The 16,707-nt window shown below is 48.8% G+C and carries 12 protein-coding genes and 4 pseudogenes; 5 read left to right on the plus strand and 11 right to left on the minus strand.

Annotated features, from left to right (window positions below):
• Window positions 1–186 precede the first annotated feature (186 nt).
• A complete protein-coding gene (gene gss, locus AB3Y96_RS19580) occupies window positions 187–2,064 on the minus strand; it encodes a bifunctional glutathionylspermidine amidase/synthase (protein ID WP_367300009.1) in 1,878 nt (625 codons plus the stop codon).
• A gap of 323 nt (window positions 2,065–2,387) precedes the next feature.
• Complete coding sequence (locus tag AB3Y96_RS19585) at window positions 2,388–3,863, minus strand: PLP-dependent aminotransferase family protein (protein WP_367300349.1); 1,476 nt, start codon at window positions 3,861–3,863, stop codon at window positions 2,388–2,390.
• Window positions 3,864–4,085: 222 nt separating this feature from the next.
• On the opposite strand from AB3Y96_RS19585, the gene torC reads away from it, so the two are divergent.
• The 4 genes and pseudogenes from torC to AB3Y96_RS19605 all read left to right on the plus strand — a co-directional run bounded on the left by torC (window position 4,086) and on the right by AB3Y96_RS19605 (window position 9,624).
• Window positions 4,086–5,219 carry a pentaheme c-type cytochrome TorC gene (torC, locus tag AB3Y96_RS19590; RefSeq protein WP_367300010.1) on the plus strand — a complete coding sequence of 378 codons (1,134 nt, stop codon included), beginning with the start codon at window positions 4,086–4,088 and terminating at the stop codon, window positions 5,217–5,219.
• Between the two features lie 17 nt (window positions 5,220–5,236).
• Window positions 5,237–7,750: pseudogene (gene torA, locus AB3Y96_RS19595) on the plus strand (trimethylamine-N-oxide reductase TorA); the annotation flags it as partial.
• Window positions 7,737–8,375 (plus strand): molecular chaperone TorD, encoded by a 639-nt coding sequence (torD, locus tag AB3Y96_RS19600; RefSeq protein ID WP_367300011.1) that lies wholly within the window; start codon window positions 7,737–7,739, stop codon window positions 8,373–8,375. The pseudogene torA and the gene torD, both read left to right, overlap by 14 nt.
• Window positions 8,376–8,458: 83 nt before the next feature.
• Window positions 8,459–9,624, plus strand: a protein-coding gene (locus AB3Y96_RS19605) for an IS3 family transposase (RefSeq protein ID WP_367300012.1) whose coding sequence is annotated in 2 segments (ribosomal slippage) — window positions 8,459–8,756 and window positions 8,756–9,624 — 1,167 coding nt in all. Because the reading frame shifts where the segments join, the coding sequence is not laid out codon by codon here.
• A gap of 183 nt (window positions 9,625–9,807) precedes the next feature.
• Here AB3Y96_RS19605 and AB3Y96_RS19610 read toward each other — a convergent pair.
• Window positions 9,808–10,281 carry a hypothetical protein gene (locus tag AB3Y96_RS19610; RefSeq protein WP_367300013.1) on the minus strand — a complete coding sequence of 158 codons (474 nt, stop codon included), beginning with the start codon at window positions 10,279–10,281 and terminating at the stop codon, window positions 9,808–9,810.
• 44 nt (window positions 10,282–10,325) lie between these two features.
• Window positions 10,326–10,649 (minus strand): hypothetical protein, encoded by a 324-nt coding sequence (locus tag AB3Y96_RS19615; protein ID WP_367300014.1) that lies wholly within the window; start codon window positions 10,647–10,649, stop codon window positions 10,326–10,328.
• 576 nt (window positions 10,650–11,225) lie between these two features.
• On the opposite strand from AB3Y96_RS19615, the gene AB3Y96_RS19620 reads away from it, so the two are divergent.
• Window positions 11,226–11,783, plus strand: a complete 558-nt coding sequence (locus AB3Y96_RS19620; RefSeq protein ID WP_367300015.1) for a hypothetical protein — start codon at window positions 11,226–11,228, stop codon at window positions 11,781–11,783.
• On the opposite strand, the pseudogene AB3Y96_RS19625 reads toward AB3Y96_RS19620, so the two are convergent.
• The 7 genes and pseudogenes from AB3Y96_RS19625 to AB3Y96_RS19655 form a co-directional block, all read right to left on the minus strand.
• Window positions 11,733–12,911, minus strand: a pseudogene (locus tag AB3Y96_RS19625) (IS3 family transposase). The gene AB3Y96_RS19620 and the pseudogene AB3Y96_RS19625 overlap by 51 nt on opposite strands.
• 69 nt (window positions 12,912–12,980) lie before the next feature.
• Window positions 12,981–13,772: pseudogene (locus tag AB3Y96_RS19630) on the minus strand (tyrosine-type recombinase/integrase); the annotation flags it as partial.
• 402 nt (window positions 13,773–14,174) lie between these two features.
• Entirely contained in the window at window positions 14,175–15,023 is an 849-nt protein-coding gene (locus tag AB3Y96_RS19635) for a DUF4942 domain-containing protein (protein ID WP_367300016.1), read from the minus strand.
• A gap of 226 nt (window positions 15,024–15,249) precedes the next feature.
• Window positions 15,250–15,795, minus strand: a complete 546-nt coding sequence (locus AB3Y96_RS19640) for a hypothetical protein (RefSeq protein ID WP_367300017.1) — start codon at window positions 15,793–15,795, stop codon at window positions 15,250–15,252.
• A 130-nt stretch (window positions 15,796–15,925) separates the two neighbouring features.
• Window positions 15,926–16,132 carry a hypothetical protein gene (locus AB3Y96_RS19645; RefSeq protein ID WP_367300350.1) on the minus strand — a complete coding sequence of 69 codons (207 nt, stop codon included), beginning with the start codon at window positions 16,130–16,132 and terminating at the stop codon, window positions 15,926–15,928.
• Window positions 16,133–16,180: 48 nt separating this feature from the next.
• Window positions 16,181–16,291, minus strand: a pseudogene (locus AB3Y96_RS19650) (DUF5983 family protein); the annotation flags it as partial.
• Window positions 16,288–16,665, minus strand: a complete 378-nt coding sequence (locus tag AB3Y96_RS19655; RefSeq protein ID WP_367300018.1) for a TA system toxin CbtA family protein — start codon at window positions 16,663–16,665, stop codon at window positions 16,288–16,290. The gene AB3Y96_RS19655 and the pseudogene AB3Y96_RS19650, both read right to left, overlap by 4 nt.
• Window positions 16,666–16,707 lie beyond the last annotated feature (42 nt).

The following is a 16,707-nucleotide window of genomic DNA, read 5'->3' on the forward strand; positions in this document are numbered from 1 at the left end:
AGTGAGAAGAAAAACGGGTTCGATTATAAAGAAGCTAAGCGTGGGGCTGCCTTGTCATTGGTCAAGGATAATGTTGAATAAGTCGAGAGGGGAAATCAGATAAGCGTTATTTAACAAACGGCCTAATAAAAAACGGCGCGCCACACGCAGGTATGACACGCCGATAACGTCAGTTTTTAGCGTCGATTAACGGATAAAATCTTTATCATCAATCACCCGCAGCGGATCGATATCGCTCTCTTTCTTAATCACTAAGCCCGTCTCTGAACGCACGCATACACCACCGTAATGGCCGCCAACGGTGAACGCGCACAGCTGAATATAACGCCCCGCCACTTCAGGCAAACACCACAGCTGCTGATAGATATTTTTCTGCTCGGAGAACTTACCTGAAGTTTCATCCAACACCTGATCTTCATGGCTGATCAATCCGATGTTGTTGCCACAGCGTCCGGCAATCGGTTTCACCGCATAGCCGCTTTGCTCCAGCTCTGCGTTTAGCTCAAAGTCGGCGTCCAACAAATAACGATGGTGCGGGAACAGCGACCATAGCACCGGCAAAATGGCTTTATTACTTGGGATCACCGTCCACAGCGGCTCAAAGACCATCACTTCAGGACGAAGCAACACGTCGATCAGGCGAACGCTGTTTTCCGGATGTCCGGTACGAATGGGCAGCGCCGAGTGCTCCGCTTCACTCTCTTCACGCAGCTGATCGAGCGCAGTTTCCCATGCCCACGTTTTCCACACACAGTTCACTGGACGATGCTCACCATCCACCAGCTGACCAGACGCATCCCAATGCAGCTCGTCTAAACCGTGCAGAATTTTGCTTTCAAACCCGGCTTTGGCTAACGCACGCTGCATAAACTGCGCGTGATAGCTCTCTTCAGCGTCATGATCTTGCAGGATATGAACAAACGGGCTGGCATCGCTGTGCTTCCAAGTATTCGCCAACGCATCCAGCAAATGCTCACCCGGATCGCCGCCGAGAACGTCTCCGGCCTGCTCCGCCCATTGGCCTAAAATCAGCCCGGTTTCAGCGTGGCACGACGCGGAATCTGCGTTGTATTCATAAACTTTAAGCCCGCGTTCATCCATACAGAAATCGAGGCGACCAGTGATCATATGATGACGACGGCGCTGCCACGACAGGCGCAGACGCGGCCACAGCGCTTCAGGGATATCAAACAGCGCCAGCAGATTGTCATCTTTCAGCACTTTATCCGTGGCATGCAGATACATCAGGTGTAGCTCATTGGTGGCACGAATAAGCTCTTGTTCCGCACTGCGTGAGATTGTGAAATAGCGGTAAGGATCGGCGTTCAGCGTATGGCCACCGTTGGCCTGCACGTAGGTATGCTGCAACGGATCCTGTTCGTTCAACCACGCGCCGCTAAACTGGCCGCGATTTTCTACGCGCTCGCTGTGGATAGCCAAATACGGCGCAGGGATCTGCGGCTGCGGCAGGCTAAAACTATCGTCAGCGGTTGGGATCATCCAACCCAATATTTCGGTGTCGTCGAACGTGTCTTGAATAACGTATTTGCCGTCTTGGCAAACCAGCGGTAACTCGCGCGTCCACTGCTGCCCTGCGGGCAACGGATGATGGATCACGTTCTGCTCAGCCACGCGGATGCGGTCTGCCAACACCTGAGTGATTATCGCCACATGCCCCGTATGCTCGAACTCACCGCCCTGCTGCCAAATCAGCAAAGAGCCCGCCACCGGCAAACGCTCGCAGCCGTTGGCAAACGCCTGCAACGGCAGAATATTATCGTTCACGACCTGACGCAGATAGCGCAGCGAAAAAATATCGTAGGCCATGCGCACGTCGGTAAACACGGTGCCGTAGTTGAGATAAAGGAAGCGGCGGGCAAACTCGACGCACTGCCACTTGTACCCCATGTACTCTTTGTCCAGATAGTGGCGGAATGCGGCATCATCCATCTGATCAAGGTTTTCAAGGGAGTCATAATTCGAGGAGTAAATCGCTACGCCACCGGGGGCATAACCTAACAACGTACCGAAAGGGGCATGTTTTTCGAGCGTGTTCACACACATAGCGAGAGCCTTACGCGAATATCACTGTTGCAATAACAGTTGGGGAAAGATCTATCTTAAAACTTTTTCTAATGCGGATCACACTTCTCCGTGGGTTAAATGTTTCAGCCCTCTTGGCGCGAAAGTATCAGTTATAACGATAGAAGCTATCTCGACTCTAGCAAGGGGCGTGGGGAGCCACGTGCACCCTATCGTGGCGGCGATATTCTCACGTTCCTGATGAGCGCCGTTTATTTTCTATCGCCAAACACCGCTGTTTTTCACTTTTCCCAAAAACAACGCCCGTAACGGAATGTTTTTAAAATCTTTAGTTGAAAACCGACTCATTGAGCAATGATGTTTGTGGGCAATCCTTCTGCCCGTAGGCGATCCATTTCCTGCTCGATAACGGCAAGTACCTTTTGTAGCTGTTGTACATTCAAACCTCCAAATCCAAAGAGCATCACTGACTGGTTATTCATTTGCTGCCATATGAATTCGGAACCATTCGCCACCTCATTTAAGGTATCAAAGCGCACGCCTGCATGCAGACAACGAGCGCGTAACGCCTGAATAAACTCAGCGGAAAGCGGCGTGATTAAGGTTAAGTGTAGTCCTGCCGCATGGCCCCATATTTTTCCTTCAGGAAACAGGCGTAATAAGCCTTCGTGTAATAGGCGCTGACGATCTTCATAAACACAGGATAATTTACTTAGATGGGTATAAAAGACCTGATTATGCATAAACTCGGCTAAAAACTGTTGGAACAGCCAGTTACTGCCGCTGTTATTTAGCGCTTTCATATTTTGCACCGATTCAAGAATCGAATCAGGGCAAACCAGATACCCTAAACGGATCCCCGGCCCCAGAGTTTTGGAAAACGTTCCGGCATAGATGACCCGGTCATAGCTGTCCATCGACTTCAGCGCAGGCAGTGGTTTTTCTTCCCATGAAAAAACGGCATCATAATCATCCTCAATGATATAGGCCCCAACGCGCTGCGCCCAAAGCAACACTTTTTTTCTCCGCGAGAGTGAGAGCTTGCTGCCCAATGGATACTGATGTGAAGGGGTGACATAACACAGCTGGGTTGAACACTCGGGCATACGGGAAACACATATCCCTTGCTCATCCACATCCACCGCGCTGACCTGCGCGCCGTAATAATTGAATAGATGCCAAGCCCCCGAATAACATGGCGACTCTGCGACAATATGACAGCGTGAATGATTAACTCTAGCCTGATTAAGCACAAAGAGTTGCGTTAATAACGACAGCCCTTCCTGAGTGCCATTTGTAATAATGATATTTTCTGGTCGGGTATTGATTGCACGCGATAAACGTAAATAGCGCACAATCTCTTGGCGCAGAGAAAGTAATCCCTGCGGAGAGTGATAGCGGGTGGTTAATTGCTCTTTGAGATATGAAGGGGCGTTATTCCATTTCCGCCAGCTCGACCAAGGGAACGCATTAGGATCGGGGATGCTCATCCGGCAATAAAGCTCTGCGCTCGGCTGATTATATAAATCTCCCGGCACCTCCGCCGCGATTAATCCGGCGGGTTCAGGCCCGGTGAAATAAGGTATTTCCTGAAGCGTCACCTCAACGGGTCGATCAAATATTACCTGATAGCCAATCCCTGGGCGGCTTTTAATATAGCCACCAGATATCAATTTTTCATATGCGAGCACGACCGTAATTCGCGCAATCTGTAGTTTTCCAGCCAGCATACGTATAGATGGCAGCATATCGCCCGCTACACATTCACCGAGCGTGATTGCTTGATAATAATATTGAAATATTTGTGATTGCAGAGGCATATCACAGGTTTTATCAAGCTCGATATCCCATATCAAAATAATCCACCTCTCAGATACTGCCAGAATCAATCTGGACAATTTACGTCAACATCCCAGCTTAGAATTTGACGCTACGCATGCCGATCCATCTGGCCCTATGACACACGGCGGCCGTATCTAATTAGTCCGATCATTTCTCCTTTAGTTTAACAGCAAAATAACGAGAATTGAGGAAGCCTAATCATGTCATGGATACGTAAAAAATCGCTCTGGCTAGTTGCTGCCGGGGCGTTAGCTATGTTGATTGTTATCTGGGGAGGCTGGCAAGGAGTCCATCAAACTAGCTCAACAGAATTCTGTTTGTCCTGCCATTCAATGAGTACGGTGGGTCAGGAATATGAGCAAAGCATTCATTTTAAAAACGCGTCTGGCGTGCGGGCCGAATGTAAAGACTGCCATATACCGCCGGGCATCATCCCTACTTTGGTACGTAAAACCGAAGCGCTAAACGATATCTATCACGAGTTTATTTCCCCCTCGATTGATACGCCTGAGAAGTTTCAAAACAAGCGCGCTGAGCTTGCGCAGCGGGAATGGACAAGAATGACCGAGAATCGGTCCGCTGCCTGTAAATCTTGCCATAGCTATGACGCAATGGATCACGCGAAACAGTCATCCAATGCCGCGACGCAGATGACGCCTGCGGCACTCAAAGACAGCAACTGTATTGATTGTCATAAGGGAATTGCGCACCACAAACCGAATATGAGCAATGATTTTCGGGTTCAATATGAAAAGCTGCAACGGCAAAGTACGTCCCTACCCGATGAGACAACGCTGTATACCCTAGGTGAAAAAGCCATCACGTCCACGGCCTCTTCTCCGGCAGGAAAAGCCATTTTGATGCCGGCCACTCAGGTTACCGTACTGAAAAAACTCGATAATCAGGTTGAAATTCAGATCGTTGGCTGGCGCGAAAGCGAGGGACGTGGGCGCGTGATAACGCAATACCCAGGTAAGCGAGTGTTTGCCGCCGTGCTGGACCCATCACTGCTACCGGCAGTAAAAATTCTGAAGACCCAGATTGACCCAGACTCTCATCAGGAATGGCAGCAAATTAGCGTTACGGCTTGGACCTCTACCGAGGGCTTTTCAGCCAGCATTGAGCCCGTTTGGCAATACGCTGGCCAGATGTTGCAGTCCACATGTAGCGCCTGCCATAGCGTTCCTCCAACCACCCGTTTTAATGCCAATGGCTGGATTGCCGGATTAAAAGCGATGTCAGCCTACTATCGCCTGACGTCGCAGGAAGAGCGCACCCTGCTGAAATACCTGCAAACCCACGCCAGTGACACCACTGACAATCCGACTCATTAAAACGAGGAACTGACAGGGAACTTAATGATTTCAAACTATCCCGTCGCCGGTTTATGACAGGTGTTTTGGCTACAGGCGCTGCGAGCATTCTGGCCCCCAATCCGCTGATCGGCAAAGTCTGGGCCGCAGGAGAAATGCCAGAACAATGGATCCAGTCTGGATCGCACTTTGGCGCCTTTGAAGCCAAAGTGGTTAACGGCGAATGGATCGAAACTCGCCCTTTCAAACACGATAAATATCCATGCGACATGCTTAACGCCGTGCGGGAAATTGTCTATAACCCTTCCAGAGTGCGTTACCCGATGGTGCGTTTGGACTGGCTGCGCAACCGTGAAAAATCTGACCGCAGCCAGCGCGGCGATAACCGTTTTGTTCGCGTGAGCTGGGATCAGGCGTTAGATCTGGTTTATCAGGAGCTTGAACGGGTGCAAAAAGAGTCGGGATCGTCCGGCGTGTTTACCGGTCTGGCTGACTGGCAGATGATCGGCAAACTGCATAAAGCGGGTGGTGCAATGGATCGCGGGATGGGTCTGCACGGCAGCTATGTCACCACGGTGGGGGACTATTCGGCAGCGGCAGCCCAAGTTATCCTGCCACACGTGATGGGATCGCTGGAAGTATATGAGCAGCAAACCTCACTCCCGCTGGTTATTGAGAACACCAATACCATCGTGCTCTGGGGCTGTGATCCGATCAAAAACCTACAAATTGAATACCTCGTTCCCGATCATCAACCATTTGACTACTGGCAACAGATTAAGGAGCGCGTGGCACAGGGTAAAATGCGTGTTATCAGCGTCGATCCGGTCCGCAGTAAAACGCAGAACTATCTGGGCTGTGAGCAATTAGCGCTCAACCCGCAAACTGACGTCGCGCTGATGTTAGGCGTGGCTTGGACGCTGCATCAAGAAAAACTCTACGACTCGGCGTTCATCAAAGACTACTGCGTGGGCTTCGAACAGTTCCTCCCCTACCTGCTGGGAGAGCACGATAACCAGCCTAAAGATCCTGAATGGGCAGCAAAAATTTGCGGTCTGAGCGCTGAAGACATTCGTGATTTCGCCCGTCAGCTGGTCAAAGGGCGGACTCAGTTTATGGGCGGTTGGTGCGCGCAACGTATGCATCACGGGGAACAATACCCGTGGATGCTGGTGGTACTGGCTTGCATGGTGGGGCAAATTGGCCTGCCGGGCGGCGGCGTGGGATTTGGCTGGCATTACAATGGCGGCGGCACCGTAACCTCCCTTGGGCCTGTGCTATCCGGTTTGGGCGGCCTGAGCAACCCTCCGGCCCCGATCCATGCCGCCGACTTCCGCGGTGCTTCAGAGCAGATCCCCGTTTCACGTATCGTCGATTGCCTGCTCTCTCCGGGAAAAAAGGTGGAGTTCAACGGCACAACCATCACCTATCCTGATATTAAAATGGCTATGTTTAGCGCGGCCAATCCCTTCCATGCACAGCAGGATCGCAACCGTATGATCGAGGCGTGGAAAAAACTGGAAACCGTGGTGGTGCTGGACCATCAATGGACAGCGTCGTGGCGCTTTGCCGATATCGTGCTACCCGTCACCACGCGTTATGAACGTAACGACATTGAGCAATTTGGTACTCATTCCAATAAAGGACTCATGGCGATCCGCCAAGTCGTGAAACCGCAATATGAAGCCCGTCATGACTTCGATGTATTTACCGATTTATGTAAACGCTTCGGTCGTGACGAAGTGTATAGCGAAAAACGCAGTGAAATGCAGTGGATAAAAGCCATTTACGAAGAGGGCGTCACTCAGGGAGCCGCCATCGGTGTAACCATGCCTGATTTTGATACCTTCTGGAATGGTGAAGGTTATATTGAATTCCCGGCCGGCAAGCCTTGGGTGCGCCACGGTGATTTTCGCGATCAGCCCGATCTAAACCCTTTAGGTACCCCATCTGGCCTAATTGAAATCTACAGTAAAACTATTGCCGGTTTTCATTACCAAGATTGCCTTGGTCACCCAGTATGGATGGAGCCTTTTGAACGTAGCCACGGAGGCCACGGTGCCGAGCAGCACCCTCTGCATCTGCAATCGTGTCACCCCGACAAACGCCTGCATTCACAAATTTGCTCAAGCGATAGCTTCCGTAAAAGCTACACCGTAGCAAATCGCGAGCCGCTTTATATCAGTCCGGAAGATGCTAAAGCCCGAGGACTCAAAAACGGTGACGTTGCGCGCGTATTTAACGCACGCGGGCAGGTGCTGGCAGGTGTAGTGATAAGCCCAGATTATGCACCGGGCGTGGTTCGTATCCACGAAGGAGCATGGTACTCACCGAAGGAAGGTGGCAAGGCCGGCACATTATGTACCTATGGCGATCCGAATGTCCTGAGTGCAGATATTGGAACATCCAGCCTGTCACAAGGGCCATCTGCCCATACTGCGCTAGTGCAGGTAGAGCGTTACAAAGGCGAGCTGCCGAACGTGACAGGATTCGGAGGCGCGCATGAGGTACAACTGACCGCAGACCAAGAGGAATCTCATGCCACTGCTTAGTGATATGGCCCGGCAGCGGGCCTCTATTTATGGCTGGTTCGCTCAAATTCTGTTTCAGGAATTGACCGCTGAGGCACTTAGCCACCTGCACGATACCGATACTCAGGCACGACTTAAGGCGCTGAAGTCTATTCCAGAACTGTGGCTGGACGTACGACAGTTCCAGCTGCGCCTGCGCACGGCGTTAAAACGCAAAGATCGCCAGCTTGAGCTCGCAGCGGACTTCGCTTCACTGTTTTTGCTCCCTCCTCCCGCTGGCGTTTCACCCTATGCGGGACACTACCCGCATACCACGCCGCATGAAGCGCGCAAAACCATGCAGCAGTGGCTGGTTCGTTATGAGCTTGCGCCACAAAACAACGAAGCGCCCGATCATATCGCCATCCAGCTCGCGCTGATGGATACTCTGGTAGCGAAAAGCAGCAATACTGCAACAGAGCTGGAACAGCAATGCCAATTCCTGAAACAACATCTTTTAAGCTGGCTGCCCCACTTTTCTCAACGCTGCGGCCAGCGTGATAGCTTCGGCTTTTACGCCACAGCAGTTAGGATGTTGGTCTGTTTCATCAAGCAGGATGTTCAATGGATTGAGGACTATTTACAGACAATAAAAAGTAGCCCGTGAGCCATTGGCTGGCAGTGTAGTGGTTTAATAATCCAGGACACCTCATGAGTCCGCTAAAGTAGCGATAAACAATGAGGTAACCCATGACACAGATAAAAAAAACCAATCGAAAATTTTCACCCGAATTTAAGCTCGAAGCCATTGAACAAGTCATCAGGCATCATCAACGCGTGGTGGACATCGCCCGGGCGCTGGAGCTTGACCCCAGCCAGTTGCGTCGATGGATAAGACAATATAAAGCTGAAATGTCAGGCATTACTCTGCCCGGCACGGTGGCTCTGACACCCGAACAGCGTGAAATCCAGCAACTGAAGGCCCGGATAAAACAGCTGGAAATGGAGAAAGAAATACTAAAGCAGACGGCCGTGCTGATGAGCGAGTTACCGTTCAAACCTGCGCGTTAATCACACGGCTGAGCCAGAAGTGGCCGGTCGCAGAGTTGTGTCGGTTGCTGAAAATATCGCGCAGTGGCTACTACGCCAGTCTTCACAAAACAGTGGATGTCCGGCGGATGAAGCTGCGCAGTCGTCTGCGGGAACTGCATGCTGAAAGTCGTGGCAGCGCAGGTAGCCGAGCGCTGAGTACGCTGTTACGTCAGGAAAATCTGAACGTGGGACGGTGGCTGGCGCGTCGCTTGATGAAAGAGTGTGACCTGGTCAGTTGTCAGCCTGGTGAACACCGTTACCGGGTCTGTAAAGAAGAAAGCGCCGCTTCATCAAACCTGCTCAGGCGAGCGTTCAGTCCATCGGTGCCCAATCAGGCCTGGTGCGGGGATATCAGTTATCTACGCATAAATGGTGGATGGTGCTATCTGGCGGTGGTGATGGAGCTGAACTCACGGCGCGTGGTGGGTTCGGCAATATCAGGTTCACCAGATGCAGAACTGGTGTGCAAAGCGATGAGAAATGCGCTGGAAAGCCGACATATCCGGGGGAGATTACTGTTCCACAGTGATCAGGGGAGCCAGTACAGCAGTAAGAAGTTCCGACAGCTCCTGTGGAGAAACGGTGTCGTCCAGAGCATGAGTCGTCGGGGGAACTGCTGGGATAATGCGCCGATGGAGCGGTTCTTCAGGAGTCTGAAAAGCGAATGGGTCCCTCGCCGTGGCTACAGAGATACAGATGAGGCAATGGCAGATATAAGCAGATGGGTGAGTTATTACAATACCCGTCGGCCTCACACGCATAACGGAGGGGTATCGCCCTGCGAATATGAAAACCAATGGAAAAGGGCTAACAGAGTGTCCTGAATTAGTTGACCACTACACATAATGGGAAAGCTCCTCCTCGACTAATCTGGATATAATGTCATTTATACCCTCGCCGGTTTCTTGTTGTATTTGATTAAGCTTTTTTAATGTTACACCATCCAACTTAGGAACCTTTTCCTTTTTCTGACCAGTTCTGTTTCTTTCTCGCCAGTTTTTTTGAGCTCAGGCATTTCTCATTTCCTTAAGGAATTTTGATTTATAATCAAGGCTCTCGCTATCAATCTGAAAGCCCACAACACCCAGGTTATGAATATCACTTTCCTGCTGAGCTTTCTTGCTCATTCTCTTTTTGTTTCGGGTTATGATTGAAATCATTTCGGTAAGGTCTCGCTCTGGTAATGTATAAAATGCTGCTTCTATAAATTGCCAGCGCTGGTAGCTATTAATCGGACGCAGTGGAAAGTGAACGAGATTTTTGACCATGTAATCCCATGCCCACTGAATATCCTCTTCACTTTTTTTATTTAGCCAGTCAAAAGGTTGTGGGTGGGTATTGTACTCTTTTCTCCAATATTGCTGCATCTCTGATAAATATTTTACTTTATCTGTCAAGGGTAATTTGGTTTCGTCGACATACTGCATAATGGCATCCACATACTCATCCCGCGTGATCATATCTATGTCATCGTTTTTCATGACAGGTTTTTTGGAAAAGTCAGAAATAGTGCATCCATTGCTTGTTATATTGGATTTGTTTTTTGCTGGATGAAACATGATGTAATACAAGGAAAAACACGCAATGCGATCGCTATCGTGCAACCATTAAAATGCACTTCTGGTAATAATTCATTATTAACCACTGCAGCCAATAAAGTTTCGGCTTCCTTTATCTTTTCTTTGTCAGGAAGGGAGTTAACTATAGCTCTCGCCAATTTATAATAGTCACCCCTAGATACCAGTTGTTTCATGTCATTATCCGAAACAGCCCTATTCCATTCATGAACGATATGATCGAGACATTTTTTATACTCTCTAATCTGTCTATGGTTTTTAATCACACCCATATATCAGCCCTCGCCAAAACACGTTTCAATCACAAACGCCCCTCCAACCTCACCATTTTTGCTCATGGTTCGAATCAAGGGAACCTACAAATCATGATATTTAAGTAAGGAATACATAAAATCATAAAATTATTCAATCTTAAAACAGTGGTTTTTTAGTGATTTTTAAGTAATATTTTAGTAATGCATGTTGTTTCTTTTCCTAGAAACCATAGCGTTGATGTGCCTGAAACACAGAAATTATAAGGGGAAATGCCTTTGAGGCAAGGGTGGCAAGATTTTTTACATATGGTTGCTATGGTATTGCCCTGTATCAACGAAGGATAGTGTCGGGGTGTGGCTGCAGGTTTTTATCATTTACGCCATGCATGGGACCAGACAACTGAATCATGCCCACCTCCACGGATACAGTTTCTACCACTAATGCATGTCTATAGAAAAAGGCAAATAAAAAGAAAGAATATAATTAAGGGTAATTAGTTTAATTAATATCCCTTCTGATCCTTACCATCAAACCACCTGACAAAAAATACAACACATCCCCTTCCTCTGAACCATAACCTCAGAGGAAACAACATGAACGATAACTATCCATATATTGCCAAATATAAAATGGACTGGTTTTTACATAGTCTGATAAACAATCACCTAAACAATGTCATTGACCGTTATTCAAAGGTGATTGGTATAAGACTGGACTTTTCGTACAACCAGAATTCAGAAAGTTACAAAAAGGAATACAATCACCTTCAACAGGATCTGCGGAAGCTATTTAAACGAGTTGAACAAGAGCCTGGTGTTGCCGGATTCTTTTGTGTTATTGAACATGGCGAGGACAGTAAATTTCATTCTCATATGGTGGTCTATCTTGACGGACAAAAAATACGTAAAACATTTCCGATAGCAGAACGCATAGGTGCTTTGTGGAAGGAAATAACTCAGGGCGAAGGTAAGTATCATCGCTGTGAATACAAGAAAAGCTATAAGGAAGATATCAGCAAGGTGATTAACTATCGGGATGCTGATTATATTCACGGGTTGAGATATATCATCATCTACCTTGCCAAACAGGAACTGAAGTGGTCAACAAAAACTGGCCACAGTTTTAGAGTTTTTCCAGAACAATCGCTCTGATTCATTGGGTGTTAAGCCACCGTTATATTGGTGGGGTCTGAGCTGGCTGTAATAACCAATGATGTAATTCGTTATTGATCTATTTGCTTCGCTAAAATTAGCGTATCCACAGTTCGGGACCCATTCTGATTTCAGGCTGCGGAAAAATCGTTCCATTGGGCTGTTGTCCCAGCAGTTCCCTCGTCGACTCATGCTTTGCTTTATACGATAACGCCACAATAACCGTCTGAATTCCCTGCTGGTATAGTGACTTCCCTGGTCAGAATGATACATAACGTCAGCCGGTTTTCCCCTGGTTTCCCAGGCCATCGTTAATGCTTTTCCTGTCAGAACTGAGTCCGGAGAAAACGACATCGCCCAGCCTATTGGCTTGCGAGAAAATAAATCCAGAACAACCGCCAGATAAGCCCAGCGTTTGCCCGTCCAGATGTAGGTCACGTCGCCGCACCAGGTCTGATTAGGTTCCGTTACTGCAAACTGGCGATCCAGATGATTAGGGATATCCACATGCTCTTTTGTGGCTTTTTTGTAGCGATGCTCCGGTTGCTGGCAACTAATAATATTCAGCTCTTTCATTATCTTACTGGCCCGCCAGCGACTCAACGGAACACCTTTTGCGCTGACCATATCGGCAATGCTCCGGGCCCCCGCAGAGCCATTACTGGCATGATGAACTTCACGAACTAAGGCTAAGTATAACGATGTGTTTTGCATCAGGTTTCTGCGGTCGGCTTAGCCAGTACCGATAGCTACTGCGATGGATCCCGAACACATTGCAAATAAAGGCAACAGGAAACCGCGTCCTGAGTTTCTCAACTAACGAGAATTGTTCAGGGAGTCTGACATCAAGAGCGCGGTAGCCTTTTTTAATATATCGTTTTCCATTTCAACACGTTGTAGTCGTTTTTCTAATTCACGAATGCGAAGTTGCTCAGGCGTCATCGGAGAGGCCTTTGGGGATTTCCCTGCGCGTTCTTCTTTAAGCTGGCGAACCCATTTATCCATCGTGGATTTACCGACATTCATTGCTGTTGCAGCGGCGGCAACGCTGTAGTGCTGATCGAGTACAAGCTGGGCAGCTTCGAGGCGAAACTCGGGGCTAAAATTGCGTCTGTTACGTCCGGTCATAATGTCACCTGTTTTGACTATGAGGCGATGATATCACCTCTATTCAGGTGGCCAGATTTAGTATTCCACTTCATAGCCCATCACTCGTAAAGCCTTGTTCACCGTATTCTCACTCATCGGCTTACGCGGATCGTGATCGCCAACGAAGATCAGCTCTCGGTTTCCATTCATACTTTTGATCTTTTCCAGAATAGCTAAGGCCTGACGCGATAAGGGAACAAGATGTGGAGTCCGCATCTTCGAACCACGTTGAGAATGCTTAACACCTTCCAACGGTTCACGCTCACCAGGAATCGTCCACATGGCCGTTTCAAAATCCACTTCTGACCAGCGAGCAAAGCGCATAATCGCGGTAGTACGCTGCTGTAAACGGGCGGCAACTTCAAGTCGCCCGGATGACTCGACGGCTTTAATGGGTACAAGAAGATCCCGAGTCTTAAGCTCCGCAATGTTCCGCTTTCCGATAGCGGCAAAGAGATTATCTTCGAGGCTTTTCAATACACGAGCGCTATGCGATGCCGACCACTTTTGATTGCTGGTGTGCCAGTCTCTGGCTACCACTTCAAAAGTTATCGCTTCTTGATCCTGCTCTTTATGAACAGCTTTCTTGTTCTCACTAGGATCTACACCGTTAGCTAGATGCTTACGGGCTTCGTCGCGCCGTGCCCGGGCATCCGCCAACGACACTTCAGGGTATTCCCCCAGCGCCAGCATCTTCTCTTTACCACCGAAGCGATAGCGTAGCCGCCAGTATTTGGAGCCGTTAGGATGAACCAGCAAAACCATGCCGTCACCATCGGTAAGCTTATAGGCTTTTTCTTCAGGCTTGACCGTACGAACCTTTACATCACTCAGAGCCATGTTGAGTATCCTTTCAAGGGTTCTGTGTGGGTACAAACATTATCGAACCGGGATATACCCGCATTTGTACCCACATCATTAAGTTGATGTAGATTAAATCCGGTTGACTGAAATTGAGTGAAAAAGTGCGGAAAGCCTTACAGGAGCTGAATTCTAGACATAAAAAAAGCCACCCTGAGGTGACTTAATTTTCATACTAATGGTGCGAAGGCCGGACTCGCAAAAACAATCTAACAGACTGAATTACATGAATATTAAATTATTGAAAACTGTTTTATATACTCACTTGTATACTCAATAATTTTTAGTTTGCTATTATTAAAAATCAATGAGTTAGAGCAATGTGTATATTCTCAGTTTAGAGCCATTTTTACCAGCAGGAAGCAACTGAAACTCTCCGCTTCAAAGAGACTTAGCTAACATCTCTGGATAGTGTTTAGCGATGATATCATTTAATTTATCAACCAGCTCTGGCCGCTTAAAAGTAATATGCGCAGAGCCTTTCTGAAAATACTTGATTACAAACATCTCATCCTCATAACTGTTGCTGTGTCTGTTCTCATGAATGTGATCGCCTAGGCGTCGGGTGACGTCGGCACGATTATCGGGAATAGGCTTTCCGTCGAGTAACATTAGCATACGCTCAAGGTCTGCCAAGCGGTCGCGCTGCCAGCCCCAGTTAAGTCCAAATCCCCACCTGTCGCATTTGACCAGTCCCGTCACGATGATTTTCTTGCCAAAGTGACATGGGCTATTTGTCTTATAATCCCATGACAATCCCTTAAACACGTTGATGACACCCCTTTCAAACACGTCACCTTTGCTGTGATGCAGTTGCTCGAAAGTACTCAAGATATTGGCTTCGCTAACAGCCGGAATATCCTCTTTTTCCAAACTGTTGTACCACTGCTCACGCGCCTGAGCATCCATAATCGATAGCATGCCTGACCTTTTCATCAGGTCTTGCCATATACCGCGATCGAGATTGCGGGTGATGACTTTCATCGCGGTGGCTGGTTTTTCCATCAGCCAGCAGCCGCAGCGAAAATCTTGCTTCATGGCCCAGTCTAGGGCGGTTTTTCCGCCGATACTGCGGGTCAGTGTCGAGATATCGTTAAGCTGGTGCATTAACGCTTCAATTTGTTTCAGCGCAGCGTTACGCCCATTCACAGTACGTTCAATGCTGGTGGAACAAATCACATCGGTATGGTCGGTTAAGCATTCCGCGTTATCCGTTGTGTTTGTGGTCATATCAAGTTTCCTTTTATGCGTAGCTAATCAATACCGACGGGATGCCCTTCCCTTGCAGTCATGGCGAGAGAGAAAAGCAACCTGACAGGTATGGAACGATAGGGGATGATGGGGAGAAAGAACGGAAGACGATTGCCGGTAACAATGATTTTTTGATGTCGTATCCCACGAGATTGGCATTGGTAGTTTCTTCGCCGTTGGACGCCACATTTAAGGTCGTGTTGGGCTATATATCATCGGCCCCGACGACAAACAGATAGCCGATGGGCTTAAGCTCTGAAAACGTTAGCGGCAGATGTTCACGGCACCATGCCGTAAACTGCGGCTTATCAAAATCCAGGGCGCAATCTCGTATCATGCCTAAATCAATAATCAGATGTTGTGCCACGGGTGAGCTGGCGGTGATGGGATAAAAGACGCCTTCCGTTCCCAAGGTCGTCAGCGTTTCGAATGCTGCTGCTGTGACAGTGACGATCAAACTCAGTTGCACACCGTCAAGCGGATGCGGAGCGCGTAATGGGTTGACGATACTCATCGGTGGCGAGACTTTGATGCTAGAAACTAGGGCATGCTCCACCTCTTCACGTTGTACCGAGCGAAATATCGCGTTGGCGATATCACAGCAGACCTCGCAGGTGACCGTGCCCTCATGGGCATCGCTGAAGGCGGTATCGGACGCTTCAGCCCCCCCACACAGCGTGGTGAAGCCGCTGAGCCAACCGGCGGGTAAGTGGTTCTCTCCGTTTTCTTTTTCTGTGCGAATAATGGCCATTATTTTTTACCTTATGTTCTTTTGCGTTATCGGGAAGACCCACATCACGGTTAGCGATGTGGGGGGAATACGCGGTAGGTTTGCAAGTCGTTAGATGTTGGGCGTTAACCATTAACCATGAATGCAATAGTCATTGACCGTTCATGATTTGACGTTGGCGAATATCGGCTAAAGCGCGCGCGATACACGGCAACAGCGCCGCTGAGTCAGTACGGTCGTCATCGTTGTCGAAGATAATCGTTGAATCAGCGTCAATATTGTCTTCAAGCCAACGGATAACTATCTCAAGTCCTTGTTCAGGCGTTAATGGCTCATGGTTTTGAAGATTTGCCGCCACAGGGGCTGGCTCACTCGCCAGCAGCAATGTACCACTGTTGCAATTGATAGCCTTGATGAGGGCTGACAGGTCGATACCATCAATGTCTACGACTATTCGGCCCATGTTGAGGGCCAGTATATTGACGGCATCGGCTTCTATAGTCAGGGACAGCATCATTGTGTTACCCCGCTGAACTTGCCGTGGGTGATATCGGTAACGGCTTTGTACCCGTTGCGTGTCATGAGTCCACAGGCCTTGCGGGCACGGAGAATATCGATGCTGCTGATAAGTGGCGATTGCTCTTCCATACTGAAGCCATGACGATCGGTGCGAACCAAATCGTACTTTTCGACAATCACGTTGACCGCATCACCCAGTGAGATACCGGCGTCAATATGCTCCTGAATGACACCGTCGTTGCCAAACGGCGTATCGTTGAGTGTCAGACCATAGTGTTGATTAAGCAGATGCGTGAGTAGCGTCTGCCAGATGTCGACAGGTGACGGGCAGGCCAGTGCCGCCCGCATCGGGGATAGGGGTTGTGTTTGCAATGAAATGCTCTCTGTTAAATAAAGAAGGCGTGAGTGATAAGG

The sequence above is a fragment of the Hafnia alvei genome (assembly GCF_964063325.1).
Classification (GTDB): domain Bacteria; phylum Pseudomonadota; class Gammaproteobacteria; order Enterobacterales; family Enterobacteriaceae; genus Hafnia; species Hafnia alvei_B.

Bases quoted from the DNA above. Each gene is read 5' to 3' on its own strand.
- gss (WP_367300009.1), bottom strand. From the start codon at position 2,064: ATGTGTGTGAACACGCTCGAAAAACATGCCCCTTTCGGTACGTTGTTA.
- AB3Y96_RS19585 (WP_367300349.1), bottom strand. From the start codon at position 3,863: ATGCCTCTGCAATCACAAATATTTCAATATTATTATCAAGCAATCACG.
- torC (WP_367300010.1), top strand. From the start codon at position 4,086: ATGTCATGGATACGTAAAAAATCGCTCTGGCTAGTTGCTGCCGGGGCG.
- torD (WP_367300011.1), top strand. From the start codon at position 7,737: ATGCCACTGCTTAGTGATATGGCCCGGCAGCGGGCCTCTATTTATGGC.
- AB3Y96_RS19610 (WP_367300013.1), bottom strand. From the start codon at position 10,281: ATGAAAAACGATGACATAGATATGATCACGCGGGATGAGTATGTGGAT.
- AB3Y96_RS19615 (WP_367300014.1), bottom strand. From the start codon at position 10,649: ATGGGTGTGATTAAAAACCATAGACAGATTAGAGAGTATAAAAAATGT.
- AB3Y96_RS19620 (WP_367300015.1), top strand. From the start codon at position 11,226: ATGAACGATAACTATCCATATATTGCCAAATATAAAATGGACTGGTTT.
- AB3Y96_RS19635 (WP_367300016.1), bottom strand. From the start codon at position 15,023: ATGACCACAAACACAACGGATAACGCGGAATGCTTAACCGACCATACC.
- AB3Y96_RS19640 (WP_367300017.1), bottom strand. From the start codon at position 15,795: ATGGCCATTATTCGCACAGAAAAAGAAAACGGAGAGAACCACTTACCC.